At 26.4% G+C, this 17,974-nt stretch carries 19 protein-coding genes; all 19 read right to left on the bottom strand.

The annotated features are described in order from the left end of the window. Nucleotides 1–210 (bottom strand): hypothetical protein (locus G3997_RS07625; RefSeq protein ID WP_296645082.1); only part of this gene is annotated, 210 nt, incomplete at its 3' end. Between the two features lie 196 nt (nucleotides 211–406). After that, nucleotides 407–1,057, bottom strand: a complete 651-nt coding sequence (gene sigK, locus G3997_RS07630) for an RNA polymerase sporulation sigma factor SigK (protein WP_296645084.1) — start codon at nucleotides 1,055–1,057, stop codon at nucleotides 407–409. A 75-nt stretch (nucleotides 1,058–1,132) separates the two neighbouring features. Then, nucleotides 1,133–2,809: a peptidoglycan D,D-transpeptidase FtsI family protein gene (locus G3997_RS07635; protein WP_296645086.1), complete on the bottom strand. Its 1,677-nt coding sequence runs from the start codon at nucleotides 2,807–2,809 to the stop codon at nucleotides 1,133–1,135. 63 nt (nucleotides 2,810–2,872) lie between these two features. Further along, nucleotides 2,873–3,499 (bottom strand): uridine kinase, encoded by a 627-nt coding sequence (udk, locus tag G3997_RS07640; protein WP_296645088.1) that lies wholly within the window; start codon nucleotides 3,497–3,499, stop codon nucleotides 2,873–2,875. A 37-nt stretch (nucleotides 3,500–3,536) separates the two neighbouring features. Further along, nucleotides 3,537–4,448: a peptidase U32 family protein gene (locus G3997_RS07645; protein ID WP_296645089.1), complete on the bottom strand. Its 912-nt coding sequence runs from the start codon at nucleotides 4,446–4,448 to the stop codon at nucleotides 3,537–3,539. Further along, nucleotides 4,441–5,109 carry an O-methyltransferase gene (locus G3997_RS07650; RefSeq protein WP_296645091.1) on the bottom strand — a complete coding sequence of 223 codons (669 nt, stop codon included), beginning with the start codon at nucleotides 5,107–5,109 and terminating at the stop codon, nucleotides 4,441–4,443. Before G3997_RS07650 ends, G3997_RS07645 begins: the two co-directional genes overlap by 8 nt. Nucleotides 5,110–5,200: 91 nt before the next feature. Next, nucleotides 5,201–6,259: an endolytic transglycosylase MltG gene (mltG, locus tag G3997_RS07655; protein ID WP_296645093.1), complete on the bottom strand. Its 1,059-nt coding sequence runs from the start codon at nucleotides 6,257–6,259 to the stop codon at nucleotides 5,201–5,203. A 154-nt stretch (nucleotides 6,260–6,413) separates the two neighbouring features. Then, a complete protein-coding gene (locus G3997_RS07660) occupies nucleotides 6,414–7,739 on the bottom strand; it encodes a pyrimidine-nucleoside phosphorylase (protein ID WP_296645095.1) in 1,326 nt (441 codons plus the stop codon). A 24-nt stretch (nucleotides 7,740–7,763) separates the two neighbouring features. After that, the gene (locus tag G3997_RS07665; protein ID WP_296645096.1) at nucleotides 7,764–8,585 is read right to left on the bottom strand and encodes a purine-nucleoside phosphorylase; all 822 of its coding nucleotides are present in this window, start codon (nucleotides 8,583–8,585) and stop codon (nucleotides 7,764–7,766) included. Between the two features lie 17 nt (nucleotides 8,586–8,602). Beyond that, nucleotides 8,603–9,775, bottom strand: a complete 1,173-nt coding sequence (locus G3997_RS07670; protein WP_296645098.1) for a phosphopentomutase — start codon at nucleotides 9,773–9,775, stop codon at nucleotides 8,603–8,605. A 20-nt stretch (nucleotides 9,776–9,795) separates the two neighbouring features. Further along, the gene (locus G3997_RS07675) at nucleotides 9,796–10,671 is read right to left on the bottom strand and encodes a tyrosine-type recombinase/integrase (protein ID WP_296645100.1); all 876 of its coding nucleotides are present in this window, start codon (nucleotides 10,669–10,671) and stop codon (nucleotides 9,796–9,798) included. Nucleotides 10,672–10,682: 11 nt separating this feature from the next. Further along, a complete protein-coding gene (locus G3997_RS07680; protein ID WP_296645102.1) occupies nucleotides 10,683–11,291 on the bottom strand; it encodes a hypothetical protein in 609 nt (202 codons plus the stop codon). 62 nt (nucleotides 11,292–11,353) lie between these two features. Then, entirely contained in the window at nucleotides 11,354–11,884 is a 531-nt protein-coding gene (locus G3997_RS07685; RefSeq protein ID WP_296645104.1) for an NUDIX hydrolase, read from the bottom strand. Then, nucleotides 11,856–12,953 (bottom strand): DUF3866 family protein, encoded by a 1,098-nt coding sequence (locus G3997_RS07690; protein ID WP_296645105.1) that lies wholly within the window; start codon nucleotides 12,951–12,953, stop codon nucleotides 11,856–11,858. The genes G3997_RS07685 and G3997_RS07690 overlap by 29 nt, the downstream gene beginning before the upstream one ends. 4 nt (nucleotides 12,954–12,957) lie before the next feature. Then, nucleotides 12,958–13,782, bottom strand: coding sequence for a glycosyl transferase (locus tag G3997_RS07695; protein WP_296645108.1), 825 nt, complete (start codon nucleotides 13,780–13,782; stop codon nucleotides 12,958–12,960). Between the two features lie 6 nt (nucleotides 13,783–13,788). Next, complete coding sequence (locus G3997_RS07700; RefSeq protein ID WP_296645112.1) at nucleotides 13,789–14,481, bottom strand: glycosyltransferase family 2 protein; 693 nt, start codon at nucleotides 14,479–14,481, stop codon at nucleotides 13,789–13,791. Nucleotides 14,482–14,496: 15 nt separating this feature from the next. Further along, nucleotides 14,497–15,372 carry a copper transporter gene (locus tag G3997_RS07705; RefSeq protein ID WP_296645115.1) on the bottom strand — a complete coding sequence of 292 codons (876 nt, stop codon included), beginning with the start codon at nucleotides 15,370–15,372 and terminating at the stop codon, nucleotides 14,497–14,499. A gap of 15 nt (nucleotides 15,373–15,387) precedes the next feature. After that, a complete protein-coding gene (steA, locus tag G3997_RS07710; RefSeq protein WP_296645117.1) occupies nucleotides 15,388–16,509 on the bottom strand; it encodes a putative cytokinetic ring protein SteA in 1,122 nt (373 codons plus the stop codon). Between the two features lie 132 nt (nucleotides 16,510–16,641). Then, the gene (locus tag G3997_RS07715) at nucleotides 16,642–17,925 is read right to left on the bottom strand and encodes a CCA tRNA nucleotidyltransferase (RefSeq protein ID WP_296645119.1); all 1,284 of its coding nucleotides are present in this window, start codon (nucleotides 17,923–17,925) and stop codon (nucleotides 16,642–16,644) included. Nucleotides 17,926–17,974 lie beyond the last annotated feature (49 nt).

Consider the following 17,974-nt stretch of genomic DNA (forward strand, 5'->3'; position numbering starts at 1 on the left):
AAATATTATACCTAGTATTATAATATTTATTGTTTTATTAGGATTAATTAATAATATGTACATAAAAAATTCTAATATATATATAATAGATTCTATTAATAGATTAGTGTCTTTATTTAATGTATAAAATATTACAGATACCATGGGTATAGAAAATATAACAATTATATTTATAACTTCTAATAATTCCTTATATTTATATAAATCCATTATAATAATCACCATCCTTTTTCTAAATTCATAAACTTTATCTAAAATTAATTGTTTTTTAACTAAATCTGATATATAAAATAAGGTAATATTCTCTTTTTTGCTATATAAGTAATGTTAGCAGATTCATATAAGTTTTTTTGTCGTTTTTAACTGTCTAATCTATGATTTTTTCAACAAAAAAAGCCTTATTTATTTAAATAAGGCTTTTTTCAGATTTTAGCTCTTTTCTTAATTTTTTTAAAGCTCTTTTCTCAATTCTAGATACATAAGACCTTGATATTTCTAATTTTTCAGCTATCTCCCTTTGTGTTTTATATCCACATGTAGTAAGGCCATACCTTAATAGTATTATTTCCTTCTCTCTTTTAGTCAGTATTTTATCTAATTGTTCATACAACTTACTAATTTGAACCTTTAGTTCTACTTGATCTAATATATAATCAATATCTGTCCCTAAAATATCAATAAGGCTAATTTCATTTCCTTCCTTATCCATACCTATTGGGTCTTGAAGAGATACTTGCACCTTATTTTTCTTATTAGTTCTAATATTCATAAGKATTTCATTTTCAATACATTTAGATGCATATGTTGCAAGTCTGGTACCTTTATCTATATTGTAAGTTTCTATTGCTTTAATTAATCCTATAGTTCCTATAGATATTAAATCATCTTGATCCTCATTAGAATTATTGTATTTTTTAGCTATATGGGCTACTAATCTCATGTTTCTCTCTATTAAAACTTCCTTTGCATGTTCATCTTGCTCTTCTTTAAATTTTGTTAGATATTTTACTTCTTCTTCAGGGGTTAATGGCTTTTCAAATGATTTTATTATAGTCAAAAGGACACCCCCCTTTTAATTACATATCATTGTAAATTATATGAAGGTGACCTTGTCTAATTGCTAACTTTAATTTTATTTTTTATTATTTATTTTTATGCATATTTCTTTGAATAAAGGTATTGATGATTTATTTCCATTTTCATTTCCTTCTACTAACACAGTTATTGCATATTTAGGGTTATTTTCTGGATAAAATCCAGTTATCCAGCTATGATTTACCTTTATATTATTTATAGTACTTTGAGCTGTTCCTGTTTTTACACCACACCCACCTGGTAAATCATTTAAATCCTTTCCAGTACCTTCCTTAGATACATTTTTCATCATTTCTTTTACTTTAGTTATTGAATATGGTGATATTATATCTTGATTTTTAGAACCTTTTAATGTTTTTATAATATTTTTATTTGAATCTAATATACTATCATATAAATAAAGTTGCTTATATGTACCATTATTAGCTATTATTTGAGTCATTTGGTTAACTTGTATAGGTGTAAATTCCATACTACCTTGTCCTATTGCTAAATTTCTTATAGAAATATCATTTGGAATATCTCGTGATTTTTCTTCATCCAATCCTATATCTATCTTTTGACTTAGTTTTAGTTTTTTAGCTGCTTCTATTATTTCATCTTTACCAACTTTCATAGCTATATCTAAAAATGCCGGATTACACGAATTAGAAAAAGCTTCTTTTAAAGTTTGTACTCCATGTCCATCTAATTTATTACAATTTAAAATTTCATTATTTTTACCTATACTTATATTTCCACTACAATCATATTCATAATTTTCATCTATTATATTATTTTCTAGTGCAGCATAAAGGACTACTATCTTAAATATAGAACCAACAGGGTAACTAACCTGAATTGCCCTATTCATAGTTTCTCCATTTTTACTAGTGATATATTGAGATAAGTTATTCTGATCAAAGTTTGGTCTAGAACTTATAGCTAATATCTCTCCTGTATCTACATCTGATACTACTATTGCACTAGGGTTTTCTTCCTTATCAGCTACGCTTTCAACAATTTTTTGTATATCTTGGTCTATAGTTAACTTTATATGTCTATCGTCATTATTTTGATCTATTGTCTGTATAGTTCCTTTTAGTATTCCTATATTTTCATTTCCTTCATTTCCAGCTTGACCAGCTTTAAAAACAGAAATATATTCTTCATGAGAATTATTTAATAAATCTTCCATGCTTTTTTCAATTCCATATTGTCCTATCTTATCTACACTATTTATATATCCTATAGTATGAGATAAAAGTCCATCTGATGAATACCTTAATTTTCTTTCTTCTACTATTACACCACTTTCTTCTAATAATTTTTCAGTATTAGAATCTATCTCTTTTACTTCAATTTCTACTACTGATTCTAAAACATTATATTGTACATCTTTTTTTAGTTCTCCATCCGAGTCTCTAATTACTTTATCTACTAAATTTTTAATTTTATTATCAGTTAATATTTCTTCTTTAGTTGCTACTATGATTTTAGATATTTGATTATCAGTTAGAGGCTTATCATTTCTATCATATACAGTTCCTCTTCCACTATTTAGCTCTATTTTTCTAGTATTTTGACTTTCAACTTTTTCTTTGTATAAGTCAGAATTTATAATTTGAATATCTGCAGTTYTATATATTAAAACTAAATATCCTATTATAAATATTAAAAATATACTATGTGTTCTTCTTATTATTCGCTTTGGTAAAGTCGTTTTTTTTTGCATAAAATCACCCCTTAGATATTTACTATTTTTAACAATATCTAAGGGGTTAATACTTTATTATAATTAATTTAATTGAGTTTTTATTTTAGTTATAACTATATCTATTGCAACTTCGTTTTGTCCACCTTCTGGCATTATTATATCTGCATATTTTTTATAAGGTTCTATAAATTGATCATGGGCAGGCTTAACTGTTGATAAGTATTGTTCTATAACTGAATCTACAGTTCTTCCTCTCTCTTTTATATCTCTTTGTATTCTTCTAAGTATTCTTATATCATCTTCTGTATCTACATATATTTTTATATCTAATTTATCTCTTAGTTCTTCATCTTCAAATATCATTATACCTTCAACTATAATTATATCCTTAGGAGCTATAGTAACTGTTTCATTTTGCTTTCTAGTGTGTAATTCATAGTCGTATATTGGTTTTTCTATAGTTTTACCTTCACATAGTTCATCTAAGTGCTTTATAAGTAATTTATTATCAAAAGAAAGTGGATGATCGTAATTTGTTTTTAATCTTTCTTCAAAAGTTAAATGAGATTGATCTTTGTAATATGCATCTTGCTCTAATGTAGCTATGTTTTCTTCAGGTATATTTTCTATTATAGCTTTACAAACTGTACTCTTACCTGATCCTGTTCCTCCTGTTATACCTATTATAAGTGGTCTCTTCTTGTTCATAWTGTCAATTCTCCTTAATATATAATATAGCTTTATTTTACTCGTCTTTGTTAGGATTATTTAAATAAAATCCTGATGTAAAATTCCTATTATTTAATTTATTTAAATCTTCTAACCAAAGAGGATCAAATTCCCAAGTATTAGGATTTTCATAAAAAGCATCTATTGCTTTTCTATATGCAGCTACAGCTGTTGCAACATATTGTTCATCCTTCATTCTTCCATCAATTCTAAGGCTTGTTATACCGCATTTTATAAGTTCTGGTATATATTCTATCATACATAAATCTTCTGTATTAAATAAAAATGTACCTCTTTCATCTTCATATACAGGGAAATATTTTCCTGGTCTTTTTTCCTCAACTAAATTGTATTGTTTAGATTTTATATTATTTTCATTATTAGCATTTTTACCAGTTAAAAAATTACTTAATAATTTTCTACCTGAATGTGATATAAATAATGATCCATGAACTAATGCTTCGATTTCCATATCAACAGGGCAGTTTAATCTTATTTGACCTATTTCTTCACATGATAATTCTTTTGAAACAATCATTCTCTTTATACCTTGATTATACCAAAATTGTGCAGTTTCATAATTAGTTATATTAGCCTGATCACTTAAATGCACAGTTACATCTTTTGATACCTCTTTAACAATAGTCAACATACCTGGTTCTATTACTACTATAGCATCTATTCCTGTTTCTACTAAAGATTTTATATATTTTTTAATTTCATTTATATCTTTTTCATGAGGTATTTTATTAAGTGATACAAAAACTTTTTTTCCTCGATTATGAGCATACTCTACACTGTTCTTTAATTCATCTATAGAAAAGTTTTTAAGTTCATCACCTATAAAAACTGCATCACACCCATTTTCTATATTTAATTTTAATGAGTTTAAATTAAAAGCTTCTGCTAGTAACTCTACCTTATGCATTCATATCACCTCTATTATTATTTTTATAACTTAATGCAACTCCATCTCCTATTGGTATTAGTGATGTAGATAAATATTCACATTTACATATATAATCTAAATAGTTTCTCATTCTCTTTACTATGGTTTTTTTTCTTCTTATAACAAAGTCATCGTGAGCTACCATTCCTTTATATAATATATTGTCCGAAATTAATAATCCATCTACTCTTAATTTATCTATTACCATATCATAGAATAACTTATACTGCCCTTTAGCTGCATCCATAAATATCATATCAAAAGGTCCTTCAACTTCTTTTAATAATTCTTCTGCATCCCCTTCTAGTATAGTTATATTATTTTCATATCCAGCTAATTTTATATTTTCTTTAGCTTTTTCAATCATTTTTTCATTTCTTTCTACAGTTATTATTTCCACATCTTCATCTAATACTGATGCAAATAATATAGAAGAATATCCTATTGCACAACCTATTTCTAATATTCTCTTTGGCCTTTGAACCTTTAGTAGTACTTTTAAAAGCTCAGATACTTCTTTATGTACTATAGGTACATTATGTTCACTTGCATATACTTCTAAATCTTTTAATAATCCATCTTTATCCTTTAAAGTAGTTCTTATATAATCTTCTACTAAATTATTTACTATATTACTCATTTAATTCACTCCTTACAGTAATAACATTAATATAGGATTATATCTTAGTATTTTAAGACATAATCCATAGTTTAAATATCAACTAATACCCTTAATTATTTTTACTTTTATTTAGTCTATCTCTTTCATCCTTATACTCTTTTACATATTTTAAATGGTCTTCATAATTTGTACTATAGTTATTTCCACCATCCATCTTTGCTACAAAATATAAATAATCTGTTTTTTCAGGATATAATGTAGCTTTTATTGACTCTATTCCTGGACTTGATATTGGAGTAGGAGGAAGTCCTTTATTTTTATAACTATTATACGGTGAATCTATTTTTAAATCATCATATGTTACTATTTGCTTTCGTTCATTGAATATATACTGTATAGTTGCATCTGATTGAAGAGGCATACCTATTTTTAGCCTATTATAAAATACACTAGCTATTTTAGGTCTATCTACATCTAATATTGCTTCTTTTTCTACTATGGATGCTAAATTTATCACTTGCTCTGTTGTCATTTTTAGTTCTTTCTGCCTATCTCTTAACTCATCTGTATATATTTTATTAAATTTACTTAACATAGTACTTAAAACTTCTTTTTCAGATGCATTCTCATCAATATAATATGTTGATGGATACAAGAAGCCTTCTAATGATGTTATATCATCTTCTTTTAAAAATTTAAAATCATTATAAAATTCTTTAGGATTTGATATCAACTCTTCATAATTATCTTCATTTCCTAATTTTTTGTCTACAAGAATAGAAACTATTTCTCTAGAAGTAGATCCTTCTGGAATAGTTACTTTTATCCCATCATTATATACTTTTCCTAATGACATATCATTTATTATTTCTTTATTTGAGTAAGTTTGATTAAATAAATATTTACCTGCTTTAAATTGTTGTGCCTTATTGCTTAACTTCACTGATAATTTAAATACTACTTTATTCTTTATTAATTTATTTTTATATAAAATGTCCGATATAGTATTTGTTGTTGATCCCTGTGGTATTTCAACTACTATACCTTCTTTATTATTTTTATCATATGGACCCATTTGTGTAAATGTAAATATAAATACCGATATCAATAGTACAAATATAATAGAAACTACTCCTACTATACCTAATCTTTTTTTATTTATATTCATAAAGTTATCTACTCCTTATACATATTTATATCCTTTATATTATAAATCTAAGCATAAAAAAATTCAATAAATTTGTCGAACAAGTTGTAAATTTATTTTATAATAAAAAGCCTAACGTTATTTTTTACACGTTAGGCTTTTCTTAATCATAATATTAGAATTTTTTAATTTCGTTTTTAGTTACAACTCCGTAGATTAACTTTTTAGGTTCTACTTTTTCTTCAACTATTGAATAAGCATTTATAAATCTTTCTTTTGCTTGTTCAAATTTTTCTTCTTTATTTAAGTGCATATAGGCTAGTATRTCACCTTCATTTACATAGTCTCCAACCTTTTTTTCTAACACTATACCAGCAGATAAATCAAGTATATCTTCTTTAGTCTCTCTACCAGCGCCTAAAATCATAGCTGATATTCCAACTTCTTCTGCTTCTATTTTGCTTATATATCCTGCTTTATTAGCTTTTATAGGAACTATTTTAGAAGCTTGTGGCAATAATGTATAATCATCCACGACATTCTTATCTCCACCTTGATTTTCTATGAATACTCTTAATTTATCAAGTGCTTTACCTGAAGTTATAGCTTCTCTTATCATTATTAAACCTTCATCAAAGTCTTTTGCTACTTTAGCTAAAACTAACATATATGAACCTAATGTTTCACATAAAAGTACAAAATCCTTTGGACCATTTCCTTTTAATGTTTCTATAGCTTCTATAACTTCTAAAGAGTTACCAACAGCAAATCCTAATGGTTCATCCATATCAGTAATCATTCCTATAGTATCTCTGTTCATTCCACAACCTATATCAACCATAGCCTTTGCTAATTCAAATGAATCATCTAAAGTTTTCATAAATGCTCCATCACCTGTTTTTACATCAAGTAATATTGCATTCGCTCCTGAAGCTAGCTTTTTACACATTATACTAGCTGCTATAAGAGATATATTATCAACTGTAGCAGTAACATCTCTTAATGCATACATTTTTTTATCGGCAACTGCTATGGATGCAGTTTGTCCACAAACTGCTATTTTGTGTTCATTTACAGAATCTATAAATTTCTTAGAATCCATTTCTATAGAAAATCCTGGTATAGCTTCTAATTTATCTAAAGTTCCTCCAGTATGTCCAAGTCCTCTTCCTGACATTTTAGCAACTGGTGCTCCACAAGCTGCTACTAATGGAGCTAAGGCTATTGTAGTTTTATCTCCAACACCACCGGTACTATGTTTATCAACTTTTATGCCTTTTATATCAGATAAATCCATTACTTCACCAGAGTTCATCATAGCCTCTGTAAGATATACAGTTTCTTCTTTATCCATTTTATTTATATATATTGCCATTAAAAGTGCTGCTGCTTGGTAATCAGGTATTTCACCTTTTGAATACTTTTCTACGAAGAAATCAATTTCAGCTTTACTAAGTTTTTGATTATCCCTTTTTTTACTGATTATGTCGTAAACTCTCATAATAATTCTCCTTAATTATTATATTTATATATTATTAACAACTGATTTAACTAAACTTAAAAATTCTGATTTTACTTTTTTTGTTGTTTCTATTACTTCCTCATGATCAAGTGGCTGGTCAAGTATTCCAGCTGCCATATTAGTTATACAAGATATACCTATAACTTCCATTCCAGAGTGAGAAGCTACTATTACCTCTGGAGCTGTAGACATACCAACTGCATCTGCACCTAATATTTGAGCCATTCTTACTTCTGAAGGAGTTTCATAAGTTGGTCCACTAAAGAATGCATAAACACCTTCTTGTAATTCTATATTTAATTTGTTAGCGCATTCTTTAACTAAGTTTATATATTTAGGAGTATATGCAGTAGACATATCCGGGAATCTAGGTCCTAGTCTTTGATCATTCTTACCTATTAATGGATTATTTCCACTTAAGTTTATATGATCTTTTATAACCATTAAATCTCCAGGTTTAAAATCTGTATTAGCTCCACCTGCTGCATTAGTTACAACTATAGTATTTGCCCCTAGAGCCTTCATAACTCTTACTGGGAAAGTTATTTCTTGTTGAGTATAACCTTCATAGTAGTGGAATCTACCTTGCATAGCTACTACCATTTTTCCTTCTAATTCACCTAATACAAGACATCCTTCATGTCCTTCAACAGTTGAAACTGGGAAATTAGGTATTTCATTATATTTTATTTTAACAGGATTTTGTATTTCATCTGCTAATACCCCAAGTCCTGATCCTAATATTAAACCTATTTGAGGTTTTACTTCACATTTGCTTTGTATAAATTGTGCACTTTCTTGTATTTTATCATATATGTTTTCCATTTATCTGTCCTCCAAAATTACTTCATTACTTCATTTTTGAAACTTGTACCATTTTTAGTTTCACAAACACCTAATATATCAGCAACTGTTGCTCCTATATCTGCAAAGCTTTTTCTTGTTCCTAAGTTTGTATTAGCTTTTATATCTTTACCATAAACTAATAAAGGTATATATTCTCTAGTATGATCTGTTCCCTTATATGCAGGATCATTACCGTGGTCTGCATTTATTATAAGTATATCTTTATCATTCATAGATTCTATTATTTCAGGTATTCTAGCATCAAATTCTTCTAATGCCTCTTTATAACCTTTTATATTTCTTCTATGACCATACTTTGAGTCAAAATCTACAAGGTTAGTAAATATTAATCCTTTATTATCTTTTTTGATGTAGTTTATAGTTTGGTCTACTCCATCCATATTATCTTTAGTATGTATCGCCTCTGTTATACCTTGACCATTAAATATATCTTCTATTTTTCCAACACCTATAACATCAAGTCCTTTTTCTTTTATATTATCAAGAACTGTTTTGTCAAAAGGATTTAATGAATAGTCTCTTCTATTAGAAGTTCTTTCAAATTGACCTTTACATGGTCCTACATATGGTCTTGCTATAACTCTCGCTACTGCGTATTCACCCATCATTATTTCTCTAGCTATTTTACACATATCATATAATTCTTCTAATGGAATTATCTCTTCATGTGCTGCTATTTGGAATACACTATCTGCTGAAGTATAAACTATTACATCACCAGTCTTCATTTGATGTTCACCAAATTCATCTAATATAGCTGTTCCAGATGCTGGCTTATTAGCTACTACTTTTCTACCTGTTCTCTTTTCAAATTCATCTATTATTTCTTTTGGGAATCCATTTTCAAAAGTTTTAAAAGGAGTATCAACTAATAATCCTGTCATCTCCCAGTGTCCTGTAGTTGTATCTTTTCCTTGTGAAACTTCACTACATTTTCCAAAAGCACCAATTGGAGATTCATAATTATTTATATAGTCTATTCCATCTATATTACCTAATCCTAATTTTATCATATTAGGTATTTTTATATCATTAAATTCCTTAACTATATGACCTAATGTGTTTACACCTTCATCTCCAAAGTCTTTTGCATCTGGTAGCTCACCTACACCAACACTATCAATTACTATCCATATAATTCTATTCATGGTCTTCCTCCTTTAACTGTTTATTTTCTAGGATGTTTTTCTTTTATTTCTCTTCTCATATTTTTATTTATATGATTCAAATATGCTTGTAAACTAGATAAATTAGCATTTCCTAATATTTTGCTAACTACTGCAATATTTGCTCCCTCGTTTAATAAATGGATTGCAAATGAATGCCTAAGCATACTAGGATTAATATTTTTATTTATATTAGCAATATTTGCATATTTTTTTATTACCTTCCAAAGGCCTTGACGTGTAAATCTTTGACCAGATGAATTTACAAATAAAGCCTTCTCATCTTCATCAGCTAAACTTAATCTAGCTTCTTTTATATATTTTTCTAGATAAGTCTTTGTTATATCTGAAAGTGGTATGACTCTCTTATTTTTTGAAATATTACAATATATATAATCTAACTCTAAATCAACATCATCAATATCCATATCAACTAATTCTGAAACTTTTATACCTGTTCCATATAATACTTCAAATATAGCTTTATCTCTTATTAATTTAGGTGTATCTAATTTAGGAAATTTTAATAAAGCTTCTATTTCTTCTTCTGTTAGTATATCCACGTCTTGCTTTTCAATCTTTGGTTTCTTTATAGTTTTAGCCGGATTATTGTTAGTTATATGATTTAAGAATAAATAATCATGAAAAGACTTAATTGATGATATCATTCTAGATACTGTAGCAACAGATACATTATCTTTTTCCAAATTTATTATATATCCTATAATATCATTTTCTACTACATCATTTAATTCTAAATTTATAGAATTCAAATAATTTATATATTTTCTTATATCTATATAATAAGACGATATTGTATTATTTGATAACCTTTTTTTATCTTTTATATAGTCTATATATTCCTTTACAACTTCCATAGTAAACTCCTTTATATGACTAGGAACTTAATAATACTAATAATTACAGTGTTTAGTAAAGCTTGTAAACCAATAGTTATAGCTAGTACAATTATTGAGTTTAAAATATATCTTGAAAATAAAAATTTAATGTTACTTTTATTTTTATTCTTTTTTAGTTCAAATACAATTTCTTTTATATAATTGATAGAAATTAAAATAAGTATAATTGATCCTACTATAATAATTAAATTTTTTGATATAGTTATTAAAATAAACTTTATACTTTTTAATTTCATAGCTAATATAATACTATTTATAGTATAGCCCATAGATATCCCTTTTAGTAAAAAATTTAATAAAGCTAAAGGAAATGTAACTACTAATAATGCTGTTAAAGAAATACCCATCATGAATGATATATCTGATTTTAAATTAGCCATTACTATATTTCTTACTGATATGTTAGAGCTATAATACTCTACAATAGGATTAACACTAGTTACTATTTTACTTTGATAATCTGGCCATATTTTATTTAAATATGTACCCATAACTACTGCTGTTAAAAATATAAGTCCAATAATTATTAATTGTTTATTTATTTCTCTAAAATAATGTTTATTATATGTTCCTCTCAAACTCATAACCTCCTCTTGTATCTTACAAAATAGTATGTACAAAAAGAGGAGGTTATTCCTTTTTATATTAATTCTTTAATTAGTAAAATTCCTATTGAAGTTTTTGCATCTTCTATTTCATTTTTTAAAATCATATTATGAGCTTCATTTATATCAATCTCATATGCTTCTATAATTTCATCTTCATCAAATTCTGGTTCACCTTTAGTAAGACCTGTTGCTAAGAAAATATATATTTTCTGATTAGAAAATCCTGCAGATGTAAAAAATTTATGTATTAATTTTAAATTTTTAGCACTATATCCCGTTTCTTCTCTTAGTTCTCTTATTGCACATTCCTTAGGATTTTCTCCTATTTCGAGTTTACCTGCAGGTATCTCCCATATTGCTTGTTCTATAGGCTTTCTAAATTGTTTTATAAGAACAACTTTATTATCATCCGTTAATGCCACTATTCCTACAGCACCTGGATGCTCTACTATTTCTCTTTTTTGATATCCTTTATTTTCAATCTCTACAGTATCAACTTTTAAGCTTATTACTTTACCTGTATATATCCTATCACTACTTATGGTTTTCTCTTCTACTATCATTGTAAACCTCCGTTATGTAATAAGCTGCTGTACTAGCTGCTTCAAAAAATTCTTTATCTTGTTCAAAGTTTCTTCCCATACTTCTTACCTTTAGATTAAAATGCTCTAAATCATTTTTAGAATTTTCATTTTTTATATATACAACATTATGTCTTGTATCTAGCTCATTTTTTGATACTTGATCTTTAATATAGTCTAATTTATCAGCACTATACTCGCAAATAGGTAAATTAACATCTACATTAACAATTTCTTTAAGAACAGTTATACTATGATGAGATATTCCTTGATGTCTATCTCTCTTATCTGCAAAACTTATTCTAGGTATAGATACAGGCATTCCACCTAGTTTTTTTACTGCATCAAGTATTGGACCTTGCTCTATACCTGTAAATCCATATTTAGTTCCTGTTCCTGCAATTCCTGGACCCATACTTACAAATACTACATCAGCTTTTAAAACTTCCTTCGCTGTTATTAAAGCTGTATATATATTTATACATTCATATTCTCCACCAAATGCACTTCCGATTGTTATAGTATTATCTATTAAACCTTTTTCCTTTAATGTATGTACATTTTTACTTAAGAATATAGGAAGAGCTGCTCCATCTGTCATTATATATACTAATCTTTTATTTTGATTTAACCTTTTATATGATGCTACAAAAGGCGTTAACATACTATGTAAACTTCCCACCACTACTGGCATATTATCTAAACCAGAAAAATTCTCTATCATATTATGATAAGAACTCTCTTGTTCTTCTACAGAATCAACCTTAATTTGAAGTGGTGTATATCTTAATTTCATTATATGTCCACCTTTAGTAAAATCAGACTCTAAATTATTTAAATTAGATATAACAAAATGATATCCACCTGTTCCTAAACTTAATTCCACTGCTGTTGTATTTAAAACAACTTCGTCTCCTACATTTATACAACCTGTAATTTTAGGATAGTTATAAGCTTTTTGTATCTCTCCATTTATCTTTACTCTTATATCATCTAGTTCTCCATTTTGATCTACTATAGATTCAACTATTCCTAATTTTTTACTTATCATAAGGTTACCTTCCTAACTTATCTATGAAATTTAAAAATTTATTATTTTCTATTATTTTAGTTAGTGAATATTTTTCTGTAAGTATATGTATAAATACTAAAAATACTAACCAAATAATTCTAACTTTTAATGAGTATCCCATTACGAATAATATACCAATAGATATTCCTAATACATTAGAACCAGTATCTCCCATCATAGCCTTTGCTTTTAAATCTTGATTAAAATATGCAATTACATTTGGAAGTATTAATAGTAAAAGATTTCTTGTATATCTCCCTAATGTAAACAATAGTCCTATTGATATAAGTAAATATCCCTTTATAGCTCTTCCTGGCCTTAAATCTAATAAATTCATTAAATTTGTAGATAAAGCTATTATTAATGTATTTATAATTATGTCATAAATATTTTTAGATATTGCTATAGATATAACCATACCTATAAATCCACCAAATAGAGCTTTAAATCCACCTGTTGTAAGCTTACCTTTTAATAGGCTTTTAAAGTGACCTTTTAATCCACTTACATCTCTATTTCCTATAATATCATCTAATATACCTGCAAAAAACATAGATATTAATCCAAATAAAAATATAAATACATACATTATATTTTTTAAATCACTTGTGAAATAAACCAATATTATAGAGTTTATGATTAGCATTGGTAAAAATACTATTCCCATACTAACTGGTATCATATCTTTCTTATAATTTGGTCTTAATACATTGCTATCAATTAATAAATTTTTAAATAAGGGTATTACGGCGAATGTACCAAATAATCCTATTAAAGTTAAAATAGCATACAGTATATAACTATTCATTAAATACTACCTCCACTCTTTTTTCTTTTCTCTTAGGACCTTTTTTATATGGTAAAATTGCTTTCCTCTATGTATAAATCCTTTTAAATTTCTTCCTGTTTCACTATGCGTCATATTTACAAGGACTTCTTTTATTGTATATCCATGTTTTAATATATCTATAGTCATTCCTACTTCTACTCCGTATCCGTATGGTATTTCTTCAAATTTTTCTAAAACTTCTTTTTTAAATATTCTTTGTCCAGATAAAGTAGCATCTAATTCTTTTCCTGTCATATCTAGTACAGATTCTTTAGCTAATCTCTTTACAAATCCTAACCCACCCTTTTTAGTTGCTGGTGGGAACTTTGCTATTATAACATCCGCCTCATTATTTAATATAGGAGTTATAAGCTTTTTTACTTCACTAGATGTTGATCCTAAATCTCCATCTAAAAAACCTATTATTGAGGCATTTTTCATAGCTATTTTTAATCCATAATTTAAAGCATATCCCTTGCCTCTATTTTTATCTAGTGTAAAAACTTTTATTTTTTCACTTTTTACACTTTTTGCAATTTCAGTTGTTTTATCATTTGATCCATCATCTATTACTAATACTTCATTAATTTCTTCTATATCTTTTATATTTTCTAAAGTATCTTTTATTTTACCTTCTTCATTATAAGCTGGTATTATTATACTTATATAAGGATTCATTTTTATCTCTCCTTTTTATTTTTTATATGGTAGTATATCTTCTGATTCTTCTAATATTCCAAATTTACCTGCTACACTACTATCTTGAAGTAACATAACTAATGATAATTTACCTATACCTTCTTCTACATTATCTACCGTAGATATCTTGTTTTCAGAATATAAGTCTACATAAGAAAATTTAGCATTGCTTTGTTGAACACCTACAATGTTCTTTTCTTTATCTTTTAATGTATCTATTAGTACTTTATCTATTTTTTCGTACTGTTCTTTACCTGATTTTCCGTTATTTCCACCAGCTAATACAACAGAATCATAGTTTTGATAATTATCATTTAATTTATTTATTGTTATTATTTCTAAAGTTTCAAGATTTTTTAACTTTTCATTTGCATTATTTTCACTTAAAGCATTCTCAATATAAATCATAACATCTTTTGTCGATTTAAACTCTTGATTTAATTTAGATGATAATTCTTCTAACTTTTTCTCATCATAAATATTATTTCTTAAAACTATATCAAAAGCTACGTTTCCACTAGCCTTAGTTATTATATCCTCAATTTCTGATGTATAATTATTATCTTGATTAGTAGATATTATTCCTATTGATTTATTTTCTAGTCTATTTATAACTAAACTATCAACATTTTCATTTATAAAGTCTATTGCTTTATCATAATCTCCTTTTACAGCTTCTAAGTTTTTTTCTAATGTATCATTAGTTTCTTTAAGGGTATTAAATTGTTTATCTAAATCTTGTATAATACCTGCTTGTTGCTTACTTAGTTCTTGATCATAATTTAAATTATAACCTACTAATATACCAATTCCCAAAGATATGAATATAGCTCCTATACTAACTATATAGTATTTCATATTTATATGCATTTTTATCCTCCTAAATTACATCTGTAATAATAATCTTAACTTTAATTGCATTAAATGTATAAATTGTTTTACACCTGGTGTAAAAGATGCAATTATAAGTATTGGGAATAAAGCTGTTGCTATTAATGCCCAAATATATTTCATTTTTAACTTACTTCTATATAATAAATTGACACCTTTTGCATCTATTAACTTTGCACCTATTTTTAGTCTAACTAAAAATGTACTTGCCATACCTTTTCTACCTTTTTCTAAGAAGTCAATCATATTTGAATGAGTTCCTAATGCTACTATAAGTTCTGCTTTATACTCATAGGCAATAAGCATAGCTATATCTTCACTAGTTCCAGGTGCTGGAAAAACTATAGCATCTAGCCCCAAGTCGTTTACTCTTTTTAAACCAGGAGCTCTACCATCTGTATATGCATGTACTATTATCTCATTAGCTTTTCTTAATGCTTCATCACTTACACTATCCATATCTCCAACTATAACATCTGGAGTATATCCAAATTCAAGTAAGGCATCTGCTCCACCATCAACACCAACTAAAATTGGTTTCATCTCTTCTATGTATGATATGATTGTACTTAGGTCTTGTTTGTAGTCTTGTCCTCTTACAACTATTAGTACATGCTTATTTGCATAATTAGTCTTAACTTGAGGTATTTCAACTTCTCCTAATATAAATCCTTTTTCTTTTTTAGCATATTCTATAGTGTTATCTATGAATCTATCTAATTCTACTGACAAGTTTTCATATGCTTTTTTTAGCTTTTCTGAAACCTCTTTTTTACCTAATACTTCTCCTTGTCCTAGTAATTCTCCGTCTCTATATATCTTTCCATCTATAACTTCTATTATTTGACCTTCAACTAAGTTATGAAATAATTCTTCTCCTACATTATCAATTATTAATATATTGTTTTCTGTTAATATACCTGGTCCTTTATTTGGATATCTACCACTTATAGACTCTGCTGCATTTATTACAAGCTTAATTTTACATTCAACTAAAGAATTTGCAGCTACCTCATCTATATCTACATGATTTATAACTGCTATTTCTCCACTTGTAAGTCTTTTAGCAAGCCTTTTAGTTTTTCTATCCACCTTTATAGGTGCTTGGACTTTCATACTGTAAACCTCCGACATCTTTTTTAAAATCACATTCAATTATAGCACTATTTAACWATAAAAGAAATATTTTAAGTTTTTTATGTGTTTAATCATATGTTTTATCTAATCTATATTAATATCATAAATTACTTATAACTTCAATAAATTTATAAGAATATCTTTATGATTAAGCAAAGGATTTTTTATAACTTCATCTAATAAAAATTCAAGAATTTTTCCAATTTCCTTTCCTTTATATCCTAAACTAATAAGTATCTTACCATCTATTTGTAAATCTTTTATTGTATAACATTCTTTACTATTTTTTATTTCATMTAAATTATTAATGCATACTTTTAAAATTTCAACTTCATTTTTATTATTAAAAAATGCATTATATATTAATTTTAAATTAAGTATTTTATTTAATTTATCATATCCAATTTTACTTAACTGTCTTTTTATAGTTACTTTATCTATTTTCTCACTATCATTGAGCATATACTCAATAACCTCATTGCAGTAATTTGTTACTTTATTTGAATATCTTAGATTATTTATAATATTTTCTTTTTTTAGTTTTTCACAATAATAATTATATCTTTTACTTTTATCAATATTTTTTAGTATTTGATTTAAAATTATGTATTCTAGCATTATTAGTCTATCTAATAAATTATTATCACAATATTTCAATACATTTAAATTTTTTTCTAATTCATTATATTCATATCTACCTAATTTACAATAAATCCCTAAATTCTTAAGTATTTCAGTTTTATATAATAAAATTATATTTTGTGGATTATTACTAGCTAAAGTTTTAGTAAATTCATCATTTATTCTTTCTAAACTTATATTTTTTATTATATGTGCATTTTTGTATATGCTATTTAATGTATCTTTATCTATATCGAATCCTAATTTACTACTAAACCTAATGGCTCTTATCATCCTTAGTCCATCTTCTTCAAATCTTTCATCTGGATTTCCAACAGTTTTAATTCTTTTATTTTGAATATCTTTAATTCCATTAAATTTATCAACTATCCCAACCTTTTCATTATATGCTATTGCGTTTATTGTAAAGTCTCTTCTCCTAAGGTCATGCTCTAGATTATTAGTAAATTCTACATTTTTAGGCCTTCTATTATTCTCATATTCACCTTCTATTCTATAAGTTGTTATTTCATATATATTCTCATTCAAAATAACAGAAACTGTACCATGTTTTATTCCTGTGTCTAATATTTTATAATTTTTAAAAATCTCTATAATATCACTTGGCTTTGCATTTGTTGTTATGTCATAGTCATTTGGTAAAATATTAAGTATACTATCTCTTACACATCCACCTACCATAAATGCTTCATATCCATTTTCATATATTTTATCTATTAAGAATTTAACTTCTTTAGGCATAAATATTTCCATAAAAACCTCCTGGATTATAGGGTCATATCTTAATTTTTCCTATAAAATA

It is taken from the genome of Romboutsia sp. 13368 (genome assembly GCF_018336475.1).
Classification (GTDB): Bacteria; Bacillota; Clostridia; order Peptostreptococcales; family Peptostreptococcaceae; genus Romboutsia.